Origin of the sequence: Pseudomonas gozinkensis (assembly GCF_014863585.1) — a bacterium.
In the GTDB taxonomy this organism is placed as follows: Bacteria; Pseudomonadota; Gammaproteobacteria; order Pseudomonadales; family Pseudomonadaceae; genus Aquipseudomonas; species Aquipseudomonas gozinkensis.
This window is the reverse complement of sequence record NZ_CP062253.1, coordinates 3,157,680-3,173,771: the sequence shown is the minus strand read 5'-3', so window position 1 is coordinate 3,173,771 and position 16,092 is coordinate 3,157,680. Positions and strand designations below refer to the sequence as shown.

General features: G+C 61.9%; 9 protein-coding genes. 3 read left to right on the top strand and 6 right to left on the bottom strand.

What is annotated here, in order from left to right; genetic code table 11:
* Window positions 1-22: 22 nt before the first annotated feature.
* The 3 genes from IHQ43_RS14075 to mapR all read left to right on the top strand — a co-directional run bounded on the left by IHQ43_RS14075 (window position 23) and on the right by mapR (window position 3,439).
* A complete protein-coding gene (locus tag IHQ43_RS14075; protein WP_192564854.1) occupies window positions 23-271 on the top strand; it encodes a DUF3203 family protein in 249 nt (82 codons plus the stop codon).
* 195 nt (window positions 272-466) lie between these two features.
* Window positions 467-1,897 (top strand): cytochrome c oxidase accessory protein CcoG, encoded by a 1,431-nt coding sequence (gene ccoG, locus IHQ43_RS14070; RefSeq protein ID WP_192564853.1) that lies wholly within the window; start codon window positions 467-469, stop codon window positions 1,895-1,897.
* Between the two features lie 132 nt (window positions 1,898-2,029).
* The gene (mapR, locus tag IHQ43_RS14065; protein ID WP_039772397.1) at window positions 2,030-3,439 is read left to right on the top strand and encodes a GntR family transcriptional regulator MpaR; all 1,410 of its coding nucleotides are present in this window, start codon (window positions 2,030-2,032) and stop codon (window positions 3,437-3,439) included.
* A 149-nt stretch (window positions 3,440-3,588) separates the two neighbouring features.
* On the opposite strand, the gene IHQ43_RS14060 is transcribed toward mapR, so the two are convergent.
* From IHQ43_RS14060 to IHQ43_RS14035, 6 genes are all read right to left on the bottom strand, one after another.
* On the bottom strand, window positions 3,589-4,335 hold the full coding sequence (locus IHQ43_RS14060; RefSeq protein WP_192564852.1) for an SDR family oxidoreductase: 747 nt from the start codon (window positions 4,333-4,335) through the stop codon (window positions 3,589-3,591).
* 85 nt (window positions 4,336-4,420) lie between these two features.
* Window positions 4,421-6,502 carry a putative bifunctional diguanylate cyclase/phosphodiesterase gene (locus tag IHQ43_RS14055; RefSeq protein WP_192564851.1) on the bottom strand — a complete coding sequence of 694 codons (2,082 nt, stop codon included), beginning with the start codon at window positions 6,500-6,502 and terminating at the stop codon, window positions 4,421-4,423.
* 322 nt (window positions 6,503-6,824) lie between these two features.
* Window positions 6,825-8,294 carry an efflux transporter outer membrane subunit gene (locus IHQ43_RS14050; protein WP_192564850.1) on the bottom strand — a complete coding sequence of 490 codons (1,470 nt, stop codon included), beginning with the start codon at window positions 8,292-8,294 and terminating at the stop codon, window positions 6,825-6,827.
* Window positions 8,291-11,398, bottom strand: coding sequence for an efflux RND transporter permease subunit (locus tag IHQ43_RS14045; RefSeq protein WP_192564849.1), 3,108 nt, complete (start codon window positions 11,396-11,398; stop codon window positions 8,291-8,293). Before IHQ43_RS14045 ends, IHQ43_RS14050 begins: the two co-directional genes overlap by 4 nt.
* Window positions 11,399-11,540: 142 nt before the next feature.
* Entirely contained in the window at window positions 11,541-14,636 is a 3,096-nt protein-coding gene (locus IHQ43_RS14040; protein ID WP_192564848.1) for an MdtB/MuxB family multidrug efflux RND transporter permease subunit, read from the bottom strand.
* Entirely contained in the window at window positions 14,633-15,940 is a 1,308-nt protein-coding gene (locus tag IHQ43_RS14035; RefSeq protein WP_102686275.1) for an MdtA/MuxA family multidrug efflux RND transporter periplasmic adaptor subunit, read from the bottom strand. The genes IHQ43_RS14040 and IHQ43_RS14035 overlap by 4 nt, the downstream gene beginning before the upstream one ends.
* Between the last annotated feature and the right edge of the window lie 152 nt (window positions 15,941-16,092).

The window sequence follows — 16,092 nt, the reverse complement described above, 5'->3', positions numbered from 1 at the left end:
CCCGTGAAAAAAGGACAGCCCCATGCCCCTTCGTATCGATGAAAGCAATCCGGAATCGAAAGTCTGTTTTTTCACCGTTGAAAATGGTGAAGAGATTCGGATCTGCGACACCCTGGAAGTCAGAACAGATAGCGAAAAATCCATGTCGTTCGTCGAAGTGGAGGGACGGCGCATCTACGTCACCGAAGCCGAAGCTGACGCATTGACCGTCGCAGGCGCCCGGGATGGACGTAAACACCTGAAGGCCGATGAGAGTGATTCGGTGATTTGACTGACCTCGATCAAGAACCGGCGCAGACGTCTGGGATAGGCGTCTGCGCCTTGGCCTGCGAGCTGCTTCAAGTTGTCGCAGGCACTGGTGCGATACCCATCTGATACGCTTTTTATTGAAATACCTGAGTCTGTTATGCAAACAGATCGGCGCTCATAGTTCCCTGGCCTGATGGAGGCTGATGAGCGAACGACCATGAGCGAACGAATCCCCGTCCGAACCGTAGAAGCATCTCCCCAGATAAAAAAAGTACCGGCGCGCCCAATGAAGGCGAAACACGCCACCAGCGACAACCAGATCTTCACCCGCAGCTTCACCGGCCTGTTCCGCACCTTGCGCATGAGCGGCGCGGGGTTTCTGTTTCTGCTGTTCTTCGGCACGGTGTGGCTGAACTGGGGCGGGCGTCAGGCGGTGCTCTGGGACCTTTCCGAAAGCAAGTTCCATATCTTTGGCGCGACCTTCTGGCCGCAGGATTTCATTCTGCTGTCGGCGCTGCTGATCATCGCCGCGTTCGGCCTGTTCGCCATTACCGTGTTCGCCGGCCGGGTCTGGTGTGGCTACACCTGTCCGCAGAGTTCGTGGACATGGATCTTCATGTGGTGCGAGAAGATCACCGAAGGCGAACGCAACCAGCGGATCAAGCTGCAAGCGGCGCCCTGGAGCCTGAACAAACTGGCACGACGTGCGGCCAAGCACACGCTGTGGCTGGCGATCAGCGTGCTGACCGGTTTGACCTTCGTCGGCTACTTCACCCCGATCCGGCCGCTGGCCGAGGAGCTGCTGACTCTGCAGATCGGTGGTGTCAGCCTGTTCTGGGTGCTGTTCTTCACCGCCGCGACCTACATCAACGCCGGCTGGCTGCGTGAAGCGGTGTGCATGCACATGTGCCCGTATGCGCGGTTCCAGAGCGTGATGTTCGACAAGGACACCCTGGCGATTTCCTATGACGTGGCCCGTGGCGAAAACCGTGGCCCGCGCAAACGCGAAGTAAAACCGGCCGAAGCCGGCCTCGGCGATTGCATCGACTGCCAGTTGTGCGTGCAGGTCTGTCCGACCGGCATCGACATCCGCGACGGCCTGCAAATGGAATGCATCGGCTGCGCGGCGTGCATCGACGCCTGCGACTCGATCATGGACAAGATGAATTACGCCCGTGGCCTGATCCGCTATACCTCCGAGCGTGAGTTGCAGGGCGGCAAGACGCATTTGCTGCGCCCGAGATTGATCGGCTACGTCGCGGTGCTGGTGGTGATGATCGGCGCCCTCGCCCTCGCGTTGGTTGAGCGGCCGATGGTGTCGCTGGACGTGACCAAGGACCGTGGCCTGTTCCGTGAGAACGGTCAGGGCCAGATTGAAAACATCTACACCCTCAAGGTCATCAACAAGACCCAGCAGCGTCAGGATTACAACCTGACACTGGTGGACGGCGACGGCTTCCAGCTGCAAGGCAAGACCGAGCTGAGCCTGGCGCCGGGCGAGATCGTCGACGTGCCGGTGTCGGTGGCGATGACCACCGAACGTGCAGCCAGCAGTTCGCAGACCTTGAGCTTCAAGATTGCCGACAGTGATGAGCCCGAGGTTTATAGCGTGGCGAAGAGCCGGTTTGTTGCGCCGATGAATCGCTGATCCCTTAGACTGCGGCGCAGCCATTCGCGAGCAAGCTCGCTCCCACAGGGGAATGCGATCAACTGTGGGAGCGAGCTTGCTCGCGAATGAAGGCGAAACGGTCTATCAGAATGAAATCAATCCGGACCCAAGATGAAACGCTACGAAAAATTCGCCGACGACATCGCTGAACTGATCCGCTCCGGCGTCCTCGGCCCCGGTCAACGGGTGCCATCGGTGCGCTACGCGAGCCAGACCTACGGCGTCAGCCCGTCCACGGTGTTCCAGGCCTATTACCTGCTGGAACGTCGCGGCCTGATCCGTGCACGGCCGCGCTCCGGCTACTTCGTCAACACCCACGCCCCGAGCCCGTTCTCGGAGCCGGTGATCAGCAGCCAGGTCAACGAGTCCACCAAGGTCGACGTCAGCGAACTGGTGTTTTCGGTACTGGAATCAATCAAGGACCCGAGCACCGTGCCGTTCGGCTCGGCGTTTCCCAGCCCGACCCTGTTCCCGCTGCAACGCCTGTCCCGCTCACTGGCCAGCGCCGCCCGGGAAATGGACCCGCGCATGGTGGTCACCGACATGTCGCCGGGCAATCCGCAACTGCGTCGGCAGATCGCCCTGCGCTACATGGTCGGCGGCCTGATGCTGCCGATGGAAGAACTGCTGATCACCAACGGCGCCCTCGAAGCGCTGAACCTGTGCCTGCAAGCGGTGACCGAACCGGGCGATCTGGTCGCCATCGAAGCCCCGGCGTTCTACGCCAGCCTGCAAGTGCTGGAGCGCCTGAAACTCAAAGCCGTGGAAATCCCCGTGCACCCGCGCGACGGCATCGACCTCGGCGTGCTCGCCCAAACGCTCGAGCGACACCCGATCAAGGCCTGCTGGTGCATGACCAGCTTCCAGAACCCGATGGGCGCGACCATGCCCGAGGCCAAGAAACAGGAACTGGTGGAACTGCTGAAACAGCATCAGGTGCCGCTGATCGAAGATGACGTCTACGCCGAACTCTATTACGGCCAGCAGGCGCCGAAACCGGCCAAGGCCTTCGACACCGAAGGTCTGGTGATGCATTGCGGCTCGTTCGCCAAAAGCCTGGCCCCCGGTTACCGCATTGGCTGGGTGGCCGCCGGCCGCTACGCGCAGAAAATCGAACGACTGAAACTGATGACCTCGCTGTGCGCCTCGATGCCCGCGCAAGCGGCCATTGCCGACTACCTGCAACACGGCGGCTACGACCGCCACCTGCGCAAACTGCGCTACGCCCTGGAAGAACAGCAAAGCGCGATGCTCGCCGCCATCGCCCGTTATTTCCCGGCGCAGACCCGCGTCAGCCAACCGGCCGGCGGCTACTTCCTGTGGCTGGAGCTGCCACCGCAGATGGATTCGTTGAAGTTGTTTCAGATGGCGCTGGCGCAGGGCATCAGCATTGCGCCGGGGCCGATATTTTCGCCGACCCAGCGATTCAGGAATTGCATCCGGTTGAACTACGGCAGCCCGTGGACCGAGGACGCGGAGAAAGCGATGGAGACGTTGGGGCGGATAGTGCGGTCGTTCTGACAGACTAATGACTCTGCATTGACCCCTTCGCGAGCAAGCTCGCTCCCACAGAATCCGATGTCGTTCACAAAGACTGTGGCCAACACAAATCACTGTGGGAGCGAGCTTGCTCGCGATGGGGCCAGTTCAGGCAATGCAAGTCCTGAGGATTAGCGCCCGCCGCCGAGATCGACGAAAGTCCCCGTCGCATACGAAGCCTTGTCCGACAACAACCACACAATCGCCTCCGCCACTTCATCCGGCCGCCCGCCCCGAGCCATCGGAATCGCCGACTCCAGCTTGCTGACCCGATCCGGATCGCCGCTCAACGCATGGAAATCGGTATAGATGTAACCCGGACGCACTGCATTCACCCGAATCCCCTCGCCCGCCACTTCCTTGGACAAACCGATGGTGAACGTGTCGAGGGCGCCTTTGGACGCCGCGTAGTCGACGTATTCGTTAGGCGATCCCAGCCGCGCGGCGACCGAAGAGACGTTGACGATGCTGCCACCCTGCCCGCCGTGTTTGGGCGACATGCGCAGGATTGCGTGCTTGGCGCAGAGGATCGGCGCCAAAACGTTGGTTTTCATGATTTTGAGGATGCGGAACTCGGACATTTCGTCGACCCGGGATTTTTGCCCCACGGTGCCGGCGTTGTTCACCAGTGCAGTGACGCGACCCAGTTCGGTGTCGACCCGGTGAAACAGCGCAATCACTTCGTCTTCGATACTGACGTCGGCCCGGACGGCGATGGCCGTGGCGCCGCGCTCACGGATCTGGTCGAGTACGTGATGAGCCGCCTGTTCGTCAGACTGGTAATTGATGCAGATCCGGTAGCCTTGCTCGGCAGCCAACAACGCGGTGGCGGCGCCGATTCCACGACCGCCGCCGGTGATCACAATGACTTTATCCATGCTGGCTTTTCCCCCGATGCACACGTAACAGTCGGGGCAAGAATAACCGTCATCGCAGGGTTTTGCATGACCTGCGATTAGCGACTCAGCTCACCGCCAATTGTTTGCCGCATACGATGTCCTGCAGGAACCGATCCGCCGGCATCGGGTGACCGAGCAGATAACCTTGCAACGAATCGCAGCCCAGTTGCGTGAGGAAGTCTTGCTGCACGCCGGTTTCCACGCCTTCAGCCACGATGCGCAAACCCAGAGCCTGACCGAGGGCGACGATCGCCGAGACGATGGCGGCGTCGTCGCTGTCGTGTTCCAGATCGCGAACGAAACCGCGATCAATCTTCAGCTCGTTGGCCGGCAGGCGCTTGAGGTACATCAGGCTTGAATAACCGGTGCCAAAGTCGTCGATGGACAGGTCGACGCCCATGTCGGACAGTTCCTGCAACACCGTCATGCTCGCATCGGCGTCGCTCATGGCGGTGGTTTCGGTGATTTCCAGGGTCAGGCTGTTGGCCGGTAAATGGTGGGTGGCCAGCGCCTTGGCCACGCTGCGTACCAGCCCTGCGTGGCAGAACTGCAACGCCGACAGGTTCACCGCGATCCGCCAGTCGGTGTAGCCCAGCACGTACCACTCGCGCATCTGCCGGCAGGCTTCGTTGAGCACCCATTCACCAATCGGAATGATCAGCCCGGTCTTCTCCGCCAGATCGATGAATTTGTCTGGCATCAGCATGCCGTGGACCGGATGTTCCCAGCGCAGCAACGCTTCGGCACCGACCGGGTGACCGTCAGCGGCATGGAATTTGGGTTGGTAATGCAGGCAAAACTCGCTGTGCTCCAGTGCTGCCCGCAGGTCCTGCAACAGTTGCAATTGCTTGCGGGCGTTGCTGTTCATCGAAACGTCGAAGAAGCTGTAACCGTTCTTGCCGCCGCCCTTGGCGTGGTACATCGCGGCGTCGGCGTTCATCAGCAGTTCCTGGGCGTTCTCACCGTTGCCGGGGTACAGGGCGATGCCGACGCTGGCGGAAATCTGCAGGTCGTGCTCGGCCACCCGGAACGACTGCGCGATCAAGCCGACCTGACGCGCCGCCAGACCCAGCGCATCGTTGGGCTCGGTCAGGCGTACCAGCAGGACAAACTCATCGCCGCCGATCCGCGCCAGGGTATCCAGGCTGCGCAAGTCTTCACGCAGGCGCACCGCCACTTCGCGCAGCAACTGGTCGCCCATGTGGTGACCGAAAGCGTCGTTGACCGGCTTGAAGCCGTCCAGGTCGATGAACATCAGCGCAAAACAGCCGCCCTGTTCGTTGACCTTTTTCATCGCCTGATTGATCCGGTCGTCCAGCAACATGCGGTTCGGCAGGCCGGTCAGGGTGTCGTGCAGAGCCAGTTGGGTGAGCTCGCGGTTGGCGACGGTCAACGAATGGGCCAGATCGGCGGTACGGGCTTCGAGACGGGCGTCGAGAATCGAGGTCAATAGCGCGATGGCCAGCACCGCCAGCGTGGTGATCAGTACCAGATTGTCCAGCCCGTTGCCGTTCAGGCCGCTGAGTGCCGCGCCACAGAAACTGCCGTCAGGAAACCGCGCCGCCGCCATGCCGGTGTAGTGCATGCCGACAATCGCCACGCCCATGACAATCGCCGCCCCGGCACGGAACAGCCGCACGTAAGGCGACTGCTGACGCAGACGGAAGGCGATCCACAGCGCTGCCGCCGACGCGCCAACGGCAATCAACAGCGAGGCGCCGAACAGCGTTGGATCGTAGTCGATGCCCGGTTGCATGCGCATCGCGGCCATGCCGGTGTAATGCATGGCGCTGATGCCGGCGCCCATGATCAAGGCACCGAAAGCCAGTTGCCAGGCCGGCAGTTTCGGCTGGCTGACCAGCCACAGGGCAAAACCGCTGGACAGCACCGCGATCAGCAATGAAAGCGCCGTGATTGAAATGTCGTAACCCAGGCTGATCGGCAGCTTGAACGCCAGCATGCCAATGAAATGCATCGACCAGACGCCGATGCCCATGGCAAATGCTCCGCCGGCCGTCCATAAATGCACGGCGCGGCCCTTGGCAGTGGCAATGCGCCCGGTGAGATCGAGCGCGGTGTAGGAAGCGAGGATCGCCACACACAACGAAATGAAAACCAGCGTGAAGGAATAGCTACCGATGAGCATGAGAATTCTCGTGACCACCCCGCCGTACTGCGTCCGTTCTCAGCGGGGCCAAATGCGCCGATTGTACTGATTGCTCAGAAGAACGCACTGACAAAGTAATCAAATGGCCATCAACCCGATGAAACGCTTGTTTGATCGTCTGACAAGGCTCTGGCCCGGTGGCCAAGACACGGAACAGATCGCTCCCGGCAGAGCGACAGATCGTTCCCACGCTCTGCGTGGGAATGCAGTCCGGGACGCTCCGCGCCCCTTTCAGAGCTGGAACGCGGAGCGTCCCTTGAGGCATTCCCACGCGGAGCGTGGGAACGATCATGGCTTCACGTCAGCGGTTATCAGTGGTTTCCAGCTGCCCGTCCCAGCCACCGCCCAGCGCCGCAATCAGCTGCACACTGGCGATCAGGCGGCTCTGCAGGATATTCAGAACAGTGCGCTCATTACTCAGCGCCGTCGCCTGTACCACCACCACGTCGAGGTAGGCGATCACCCCGGCCTTGTACTGGTTTTCGGTAAGACGCAACGAATCCCGTGCCGCATCAAGGGCTTCCTGGCGCACGGCCGCTTCGTCTTCGTACACCTTCAACTGCACCAGATAATTCTCCACCTCGCGGAAGCCATCGAGCACAGTCTGGCGGTACTTGGCCACGGTCTGGTCGTATGCGGCTTCGGTGCGGTCGACTTCGGCGGAGCGGATGCCGCCGTCGAACAGCGGCAGGGTCATTTTCGGCCCCACCGACCAGAAGCGGTTCGGCAGGCTGATCAGGTTCTGCGAAGTACTGCTGCTGTAGCCGCCGCTCAGGCTCAGGCTGAAGTCCGGGTAGTACGCGGCCTTGGCCACGCCGATGTTCGCGTTGGCGGCGATCACCGAGCGTTCCGCCGAGGCGATGTCCGGGCGGCGCTCGAGCAACTGCGACGGCAGGCTCAGCGGGATCTGCGGCAGCTTGGGAATGTCCTGGGTCTCGGCAATGTTGAATTCGGCGGGCGGCTGGCCGGTCAGGACCGCGATGGCGTTTTCGAACTGCGCCCGTTGCCAGATCAGGTCTACCAGATCGCCCTGGGTGGTTTTCAGCTGGGTCTGCGCCTGCGCCACCGCATCACGCCCGGAAACCCCGGCGTTGTATTGGTTCATGGTCATTTTCAGCGAGCGTTCGTAAGCCGCCACTGTCGATTCAAGCAAGCGTTTCTGCTGATCGATCACCCGCAATTGCAGGTAGTTCTGCACCAGTTCCGACTGCTGGCTCAAGCGCATCGCCGCCAGATCGGCGTAGCTCGCCTGGGCGCTCGCTTCATTAGCCTCGAGTCCACGGCGCAATTTGCCCCAGACATCCGCTTCCCAACTCACGCCCAGTTGCGCGTTGTAGGTGTCACGAATGCCGCTGGAGGAACTGCTCAGGCTCGAACTGCTGCTGCCGGTGCCCTGGCTGGAGCGGGTCTTGCCCGCGCTCAGATCAACGCTCGGATAAAACGCCCCGCGCGCGCTGCGCACCAAGGCCTGGGCCTGACGGTACTGGGCTTCGGACTGGGCGACGGTCTGGTTCGAGCTATTGAGTTTCTCGATCAGTTCGTTCAACTGACGGTCACCATACAGCTCCCACCATGCACCGCGCGCCAGGGAGTCGCTCGGGCTGGCCTGACGCCAGCCTTCGGCTTCCTTGTACTGGGCGATTTCGGCGGTCTGCGGGCGCTGGTAGTCCGGGCCGACGGCGCAAGCACTGAGCATCGCCACGCACAGTGACAGGCTCAGCAGACGCGAGCCGCGGACACTGGCCAGTTGGATAAGCGAACGGTCATTCATAGCGGAGTTTCCAGAGCGGCATCGGTACGTACGCCACGCCATTTGTTGAAACGATGGCGCAGCTTGTCGAGATAGAGGTAAACCACAGGCGTGGTGTAAAGGGTCAGCACCTGGCTGAACACCAGCCCGCCGATGATGGTCAGACCCAGCGGCTGGCGCATTTCCGCGCCTTCGGCCCGGCTCAGCAGCAACGGCAAGGCGCCGAGGATCGCTGCCAGCGTGGTCATCAGGATCGGTCGCAAGCGTTGCAGACAGGCGCTGCGAATCGACTCCAGCGGCGCCATGCCCTGATGACGCTCCAACTGCAACGCCAGGTCGATCATCAGGATCGCGTTCTTCTTCACCACGCCGATCAGCAGAAACAGTCCGAGCAACGAGATCAGGCTGAATTCGCCGCCCAGCACATAGATCGACAGCAAGGCCCCGACCCCGGCCGACGGCAGCGTCGACAGAATCGTCAGCGGGTGAACGTAGCTCTCATACAGCACGCCCAGCACCAGATACACCGCCAGCAGCGCACCAAGGATCATGAACGGCTGGCTCTTCTGCGTGGCGGCAAAGGCATCGGCGGTGCCGGCCATTTTCGCGATCACGTCTTCCGGCAGACCGAGCTTGGCAATCGCCCGCTCGATGGCGGCGCTGCCCTGCTCCACCGTCACGCCTTCGGCCATGTCGAAGGAAATGTCCTCGGAGGCGAACTGGCCTTCGTGGCTGACCCGGTCGTCTTCCAGACTGTTTTCGTAGTGGGCGAAGGTCGACAGCGGAATTCGCGCACCGTCCGCCGTGATCACCTGAACCTGCTTGAGCGTCACCGGATCCTGGGCGTATTTCGGATTGACCTCCATCACCACCTGATACTGGTTGAGGCTGTCGTAGATCGTGGAAATCTGCCGCTGGCTGTAGGCGTTGTTAAGTACCGCCGTGACCATTTCCATGTCCACGCCCAGGCGCTTGGCCTGATCGCGGTCCACGATCAAGGTCACCTGCTGCGCACCCGCGCCCTCGCGGGCGTCGATGGCGGTCAGTTCCGGCAAGGCCCGCAGCGCGGTGACCACTTTCGGATACCACTCGCGCAAGGCTCCCAGATCGCCACTTTGCAGGATGTAGCTGTACTGCGAAGTGGTCTGCTCGCGACCGCCGCCAAATTGCAGGTCCTGGTCGGCCATCAGCATCAACTGCGCGCCGGCGACCTTGGGCATTTCCTTGCGCAGGCGTTCGATGACTTTCTGCGCCGACAGGTTGCGTTCCTTGATCGGTTTCAGGCGTACCAGCATGAAGGCGTTGTTGGTGCCGTTGGTGCCACCAATGAACCCGGCGACACTCTCGACCGCTTCGTCCTTGAGCACGGCGCGGCGGAAGATTTCCATTTTCGGCTGCATCACGCTGAACGACAGACCGTCGTCACCGCGCACAAAACCGATCAACTGGCCGGTGTCCTGCTGCGGCATGAAGGTTTTCGGCACTACTACATAGAGGGCAACGTTCACCCCGACGGTGATGATCAGGCTCAGCAACGTCAGGCGACGATGGCGCAAGACCCAATCGAGGCTGGTGGCGTACTTGCCGACCATCCAGTCGTTGGTGCGGCGACTCCAGCGTTGCAGGCGGTTTTCCTCGCCCGGCGTATGGGGTTTGAGCCAGCGGGCGCAGAGCATCGGAGTCAGCGTCAGGGAAACCACCAGCGACACCACGATGGCCGCCGCCAGGGTGATGGAGAACTCACGGAACAGGCTTTCGATGATCCCGCCCATGAACAGGATCGACAGGAACACCGCCACCAGCGAGACGTTCATCGACAACAGGGTAAAACCGACTTCCTTGGCCCCGAGGTACGCGGCCTTCATCGGTTTGACGCCTTCGTCGATGTGCCGGGAAATGTTCTCCAGCACCACGATGGCATCGTCCACCACCAGCCCGGTGGCGAGAATCAGCGCCATCAGCGACAGGTTGTTGAGCGAAAATCCGTAGAGGTACATCACCGCAAAGGTGCCGACCAGCGACACTGGCACTGCCAGGGTCGGAATCAGGGAGGCGCGGAAATTGCCGAGGAACAGGAACACCACCAGGATCACCAGTGCCACGGCGATCAGCAGGGTCATTTCCGCTTCGTGCAGGGTGGCCTTGATCACCGGCGAACGGTCCATCGCCAGGTTCAGTTTGACGCTGGCCGGCAGCACCGCCTGCAACGCCGGCAACTGCGCCTTGATCTCGTTGACCGTCTCGATGATGTTGGCGCCGGCCTGGCGGTTGATCACCAGCAGCACCGCCGCGTCATCGTTGAAAAAACCGCTGTTGTAGCGGTCTTCCACGCCGTCGCTGACTTTGGCCACGTCTTTCAGGCGCAGGGCCGCGCCGCCGTTGTAATGGATGATCAGCGATTCGTAATCCTTGGCTTTCTCCAACTGGTCGTTGGCCTGAATCTGCCACAGGCGCTGATCATCTTCGACCGACCCCTTTGGCCGACGTACGTTGGCTTCGGCAATGGTCTTGCGCACATCGTCCAGCGCCACGCCGTACTGATTCAGCGCCTGGGGTTCGAGTTCGATGCGCACCGCCGGCAACGAGCTGCCGCCGATCTGCACTTCACCGACGCCCTGCACCTGGGACAGGCTCTGGGACAGGATGGTCGAGGCCAGGTCATAGAGCTGGCCTTTTTCCAGCACATCCGAGGTCAGCGACAACACCATGATCGGTGCCTGCGACGGGTTGACCTTCTTGTAGGTCGGCATGCTGCGCATCCCGCTCGGCAGCAGATTGCGTGAGGCGTTGATTGCCGCCTGCACTTCCCGCGCCGCGCCGTTGATGTCGCGGTCGAGGTCGAATTGCAGAATCACCCGGGTCGAGCCCTGGCTGGAGCGGCTGCTCATGGTATTGACGCCGGCGATGGCGCCGAACGAGCGCTCCAGCGGCGTGGCCACGGTGGACGCCATGACTTCCGGACTGGCACCGGGCAGGCTCGCCTGCACCACGATCACCGGGAAGTCCATTTGCGGCAGCGGCGACACCGGCAGCAGGCCGAAGCTCACACCGCCCAGCAACATGATCGCCAGGCTCAGGAGCATGGTCGCCACCGGGCGCTTGATGAAAGGACCGGACAGGTTCATCGACCGCAATCCCCGCCTTCACACAGTTTTCCTGTGGGAGCGAGCTTGCTCGCGAAGACGATGGCACATCCAGCACGGGTGATAAATGACCCACCGCTTTCGCGAGCAAGCTCGCTCCCACAGGGGTTATGTGCCAAGACAGTCATACCGCAACCTCTTCAGCATTGGTTTTGCCGAAGCGCCGGCCGAGACGATCGAAGTACAGGTAGATCACCGGCGTGGTGAACAGCGTCAGCACCTGACTCACCAGCAACCCGCCGACCATCACCAGACCCAGTGGTTGACGCAATTCAGCACCGGAACCAGTAGCGAGCATCAACGGCACCGCACCGAACAGCGCAGCCAGCGTGGTCATCAGAATCGGCCGGAAACGCAACAGCGCCGCCTGATAGATCGCCTGCTCCGGCGCCATGCCCTGAGTGCGTTCGGCGTCGAGGGCGAAGTCGATCATCATGATCGCGTTCTTCTTCACGATACCGATCAGCAGGATGATGCCGATGATCGCGATCATCCCCAGGTCATTGCCACTGAGCAGCAACGCCAGCAAGGCCCCGACCGCCGCCGACGGCAAGGTCGACAGAATGGTGATCGGGTGAATGTAGCTCTCGTAAAGCACGCCCAGCACGATGTACATGGTCACCACCGCCGCCAGAATCAGCAGCAAGGTGCTCGACAGCGAGGCCTGGAATGCTTCGGCTGCGCCCTGGAACTCTGTCTGCACGCCGATCGGCATGCCGATGTCCTTCTGCACCTGCTCGATGATGTCCACCGCATGCCCCAGCGCCACGCCGGGCGCGAGGTTGAACGACATCATCACCGCCGGGAACTGGCCGATGTGGGTGATCGCCAGTTGCGCCTGACGTTCCTCGACATGGGCCAGACTCGACAACCGCACCTGCCCACCATCGGTGGTCTTGACGTGAATCTGATCCAGCGCCTGCGGACCGATCTTCTCCCCGGCCTGAGCCTGCAGCACCACGCGGTACTGGCTGGCCTGGGTATAGATGGTCGAGATCTGCCGCTGGCCGAACGCGTCGTACAACGCATCGGTGATGTTCGACACCGACACGCCCAGCCGTGAAGCGGCGTCGCGGTCAATCACCAGGAACACCTGCAAGCCCTTGTCCTGCAAGTCGCTGGCGACGTCGGTCAGCTCCGGACGCTGAGCCAGGGCCTCGACCAGACGGCCGCTCCAAAGGCTGAGCAATTCGGAATCCGGCGAGGACATGCTGAACTGGTACTGCGTACGGCTGACGCGGTCTTCGATGGTCAGGTCCTGCACCGGCTGCATGAACAGGCGGATGCCGACAAGCTTGTCCAGCTGCGGTTGCAGGCGGGCAATCACTTCGGTCGCCGTCAGATCACGCTGACCATGGGGCTTGAGGTTGATCAGCAACCGGCCGCTGTTGAGCGTGGCGTTGTCACCGTCGACACCGATGTAGGACGACAGGCTTTCCACCGCCGGATCTTCGAGAATCACCTTGGCCAGCGCCTGCTGGCGCTCGCCCATGGCGGCAAAGGAAATCGACTGCGGCGCTTCGGAAATGCCCTGGATCACCCCGGTGTCCTGCACCGGGAAGAAGCCCTTGGGCACCACCATATAAAGGAACACGGTCAGGGCCAGGGTGCCGATGGCCACCAGCAGGGTCAGCGGCTGGTGCTTGAGCACCCACTGCAATTTGCGCCCGTAAGCGGCAATCATCCAGTCGATGAACGCACCACTGGCGCGGTAGAAACGGCCCTGCTCATGTGCTTCCGGCTCACGCTTGAGCAGGCGCGCGCACATCATCGGCGTCAGGGTCAGCGAAACCACCAGGGAAATCAGGATCGCCACCGCCAGGGTAATGGCGAATTCGCGGAACAACCGCCCCACTACGTCGGCCATGAACAGCAGCGGAATCAGTACCGCAATCAGCGACAGGGTCAGGGAAATCAGGGTGAACCCGATCTGCTTCGCGCCCTTGAGCGCCGCCTGCATCGGGCTGTCGCCCTCCTCGATAAAGCGCGCAATGTTCTCCAGCATCACGATCGCATCGTCGACCACGAAACCGGTGGCGATGGTCAGGGCCATCAAGGTCAGGTTGTTGACCGAGAACCCGGCCAGGTACATCACACCGAACGTACCGATCAGCGACAGCGGCACGGCCACCGAAGGGATGATCGTGGCACTGGCACGCCGCAGAAACAGGAACGTCACCATCACCACCAGCGCGATGGCGATCAGCAGTTCATGTTGCACGTCGGTGACGGAGGCGCGGATGGTCTGGGTCCGGTCGGTCAGCACGACGACGTCGAGGCCGGCCGGCAGGTTGTCGGTGATGCTCGGCAGCAGCGCCTTGATCCGGTCAACCACTTCGATCACGTTGGCACCCGGCTGACGCTGGATGTTCAGCAGAACGGCCTGATTCTGGTTGGCCCACGCCGCCAGACGCTCGTTCTCGGCACCATCGACAATCTGCGCGACATCCTTGAGCCGCAGCGGTGCGCCGTTGGCGTAGGCCAGGATCAGGTTGGCGTAATCCTTGGGCGAGGTCAGTTGGTCATTGGCGTCGAGCATCGACACCCGGGTCGGGCCGTCGAAGTTGCCCTTGGGCTGGTTGACGTTGGACGCGCTGATCAGTGTGCGCACGTCCGACAGGTTCAGGCCGTTGGCAGCGAGCGCCTCCGGGTTGACCTTGATCCGCACGGCCTGACGCTGGCCGCCGGCAATGCTGACCATGCCGACGCCGCTGATCTGGGCGATCTTCTGCGCCATGCGCGTATCGACCAGGTCATTGAGTTTGGGCAACAGCATGGTTTTCGAGGTGATGGCCAGGGTCAGCACCGGGGTGTCCGCCGGGTTGACCTTGTTGTACACCGGAGGCGCCGGCAAGTCGGTCGGCAACAGGTTGGTCGCGGCGTTGATCGCGGCCTGCACCTGCTGTTCGGCGACGTCCATGTTGATGTCGAGGCTGAAACGCAGGGTCAGCACCGAGGCGCCGCCGGAACTGGTCGAGGCCATTTGCGTGAGGCCTGGCATCTGTCCGAACTGACGCTCAAGCGGCGCGGTAACGGCACTGGTCATCACGTCCGGACTGGCGCCCGGATACAGGGTCATGACCCGGATGGTCGGGTAATCGACCTGCGGCAAGGCCGAGACCGGCAGCAGGCGATAGGCGATCAGACCGGCCAGCACGATGGCCAGCATGCTCAGCGTGGTGGCGACCGGGCGGAGGATGAACAGACGCGAAATGTTCATGCGCCCTTCTTGGCCTTGTCAGTGACGGTGGCGTCAGGCGCGGTGGCGGCGGACTTGCCTTGCAGGTGTTCGGTCGGGGTGGTCGGCACATCCTTGCTGTCGTTGACCACTTCCACTTCGCTGCCTTCCTTCAGACGGTCAGTGCCTTCCAGCACCACGCGGTCGCCGGCGGCCAGGCCTTCGGTGATCACGGTGTTTTCACCATCGCTGGCGCCGATCTTCAATTGGCGGATGGTGACTTTCTTGTCGCCGTCCAGCGCGTAGACGAAGGTGCCGTTAGTGCCGAACTGGATGGCCGCCGACGGAGCCAGCACTACACCTTTCAGGGTGTCAGCCAGCAAGTGAACGTTGACGAACTGGTTGGGGAACAGCGACTGATCGCGGTTCTCGTATCGCGCCTTGAATTTCAGGGTGCCGGTGGTCACGTCGATCTGGTTGTCGAGACTTTGCAGTACACCGGTGGCTTGCAGTTTGGTGTCGCCACGATCCCAGGCCTCGGCCGGCAGTTTGGCGCCGCTGCGATAACGGGCGAGCACGGTTTCCAGGCTGTTTTCCGGCAGGGTGAAGGCCACGCTGATCGGCTGCGTCTGGGTGATGACAGCCAGGAACGTGGTGTCGTTGGCCGCCACGAGGTTGCCGACGTCGAGCTGACGCAGGCCGACGCGACCGGCAATCGGTGCGCGAATCTTGGTGAATTCGAGATTTAGCTTGGCGTCGTTGACCGCCGCCTGATTGGTTTTCACGGTGCCGAGGTATTGGCCGACCAGGGCTTCGGCGGTGTCCAGCGTCTGCTTGGCGATGCTGTCTTCCTTGTACAGGCCGCGATAGCGCTCGACATCGACCTGGGCGTTCTTCAACTGCGCCTGGTTCTGCAGCAAGGTGCCTTCAGCCTGGAGCAAGGCGTTCTGGTACGGGCGCGGGTCGATCTCCGCCAGCAGGTCGCCGGCCTTGACCATTTGCCCTTCCTCGAAATAGATCTTCACCAGTTCACCGCCGACCCGGCTGCGCACATTGATGGTGTTGAGCGCCGTTACCGTGCCCAGCGCCTTGTAGTACAGCGGGAAGTCGCCAGTGACCGCCGGCGCTACGCGCACCGGAATCGGCCCCGCCGCGCCGCCGAAGCCCGGACGCATCATCCCCGAACGGCCGGTGTGGCCGGCCTGCGCCTTCTCGCCGCCCTCCTTGTGGGTCGAACCGGCGGGCCAGAATTTCCAGCACAGACCGGCAATGACCAGCAGGACAAGCAGGCTCAACAGCCAGCGACGGGAGTTTCGGGAAGACGATTGCATGGAGTGATTAACCATTGGGCGCGTGGGCTTCTTTTACGGGAGGCTGAACGATAAGCACTGGCCGGGATTTAGCAAAGCAGCTTTACCGGCAATTTACCTTCAACTTACGTTTCAAGGTGTGAGGCAAAACACTGATACACAAATGAAAACGGCCTGGACAGAGCCAG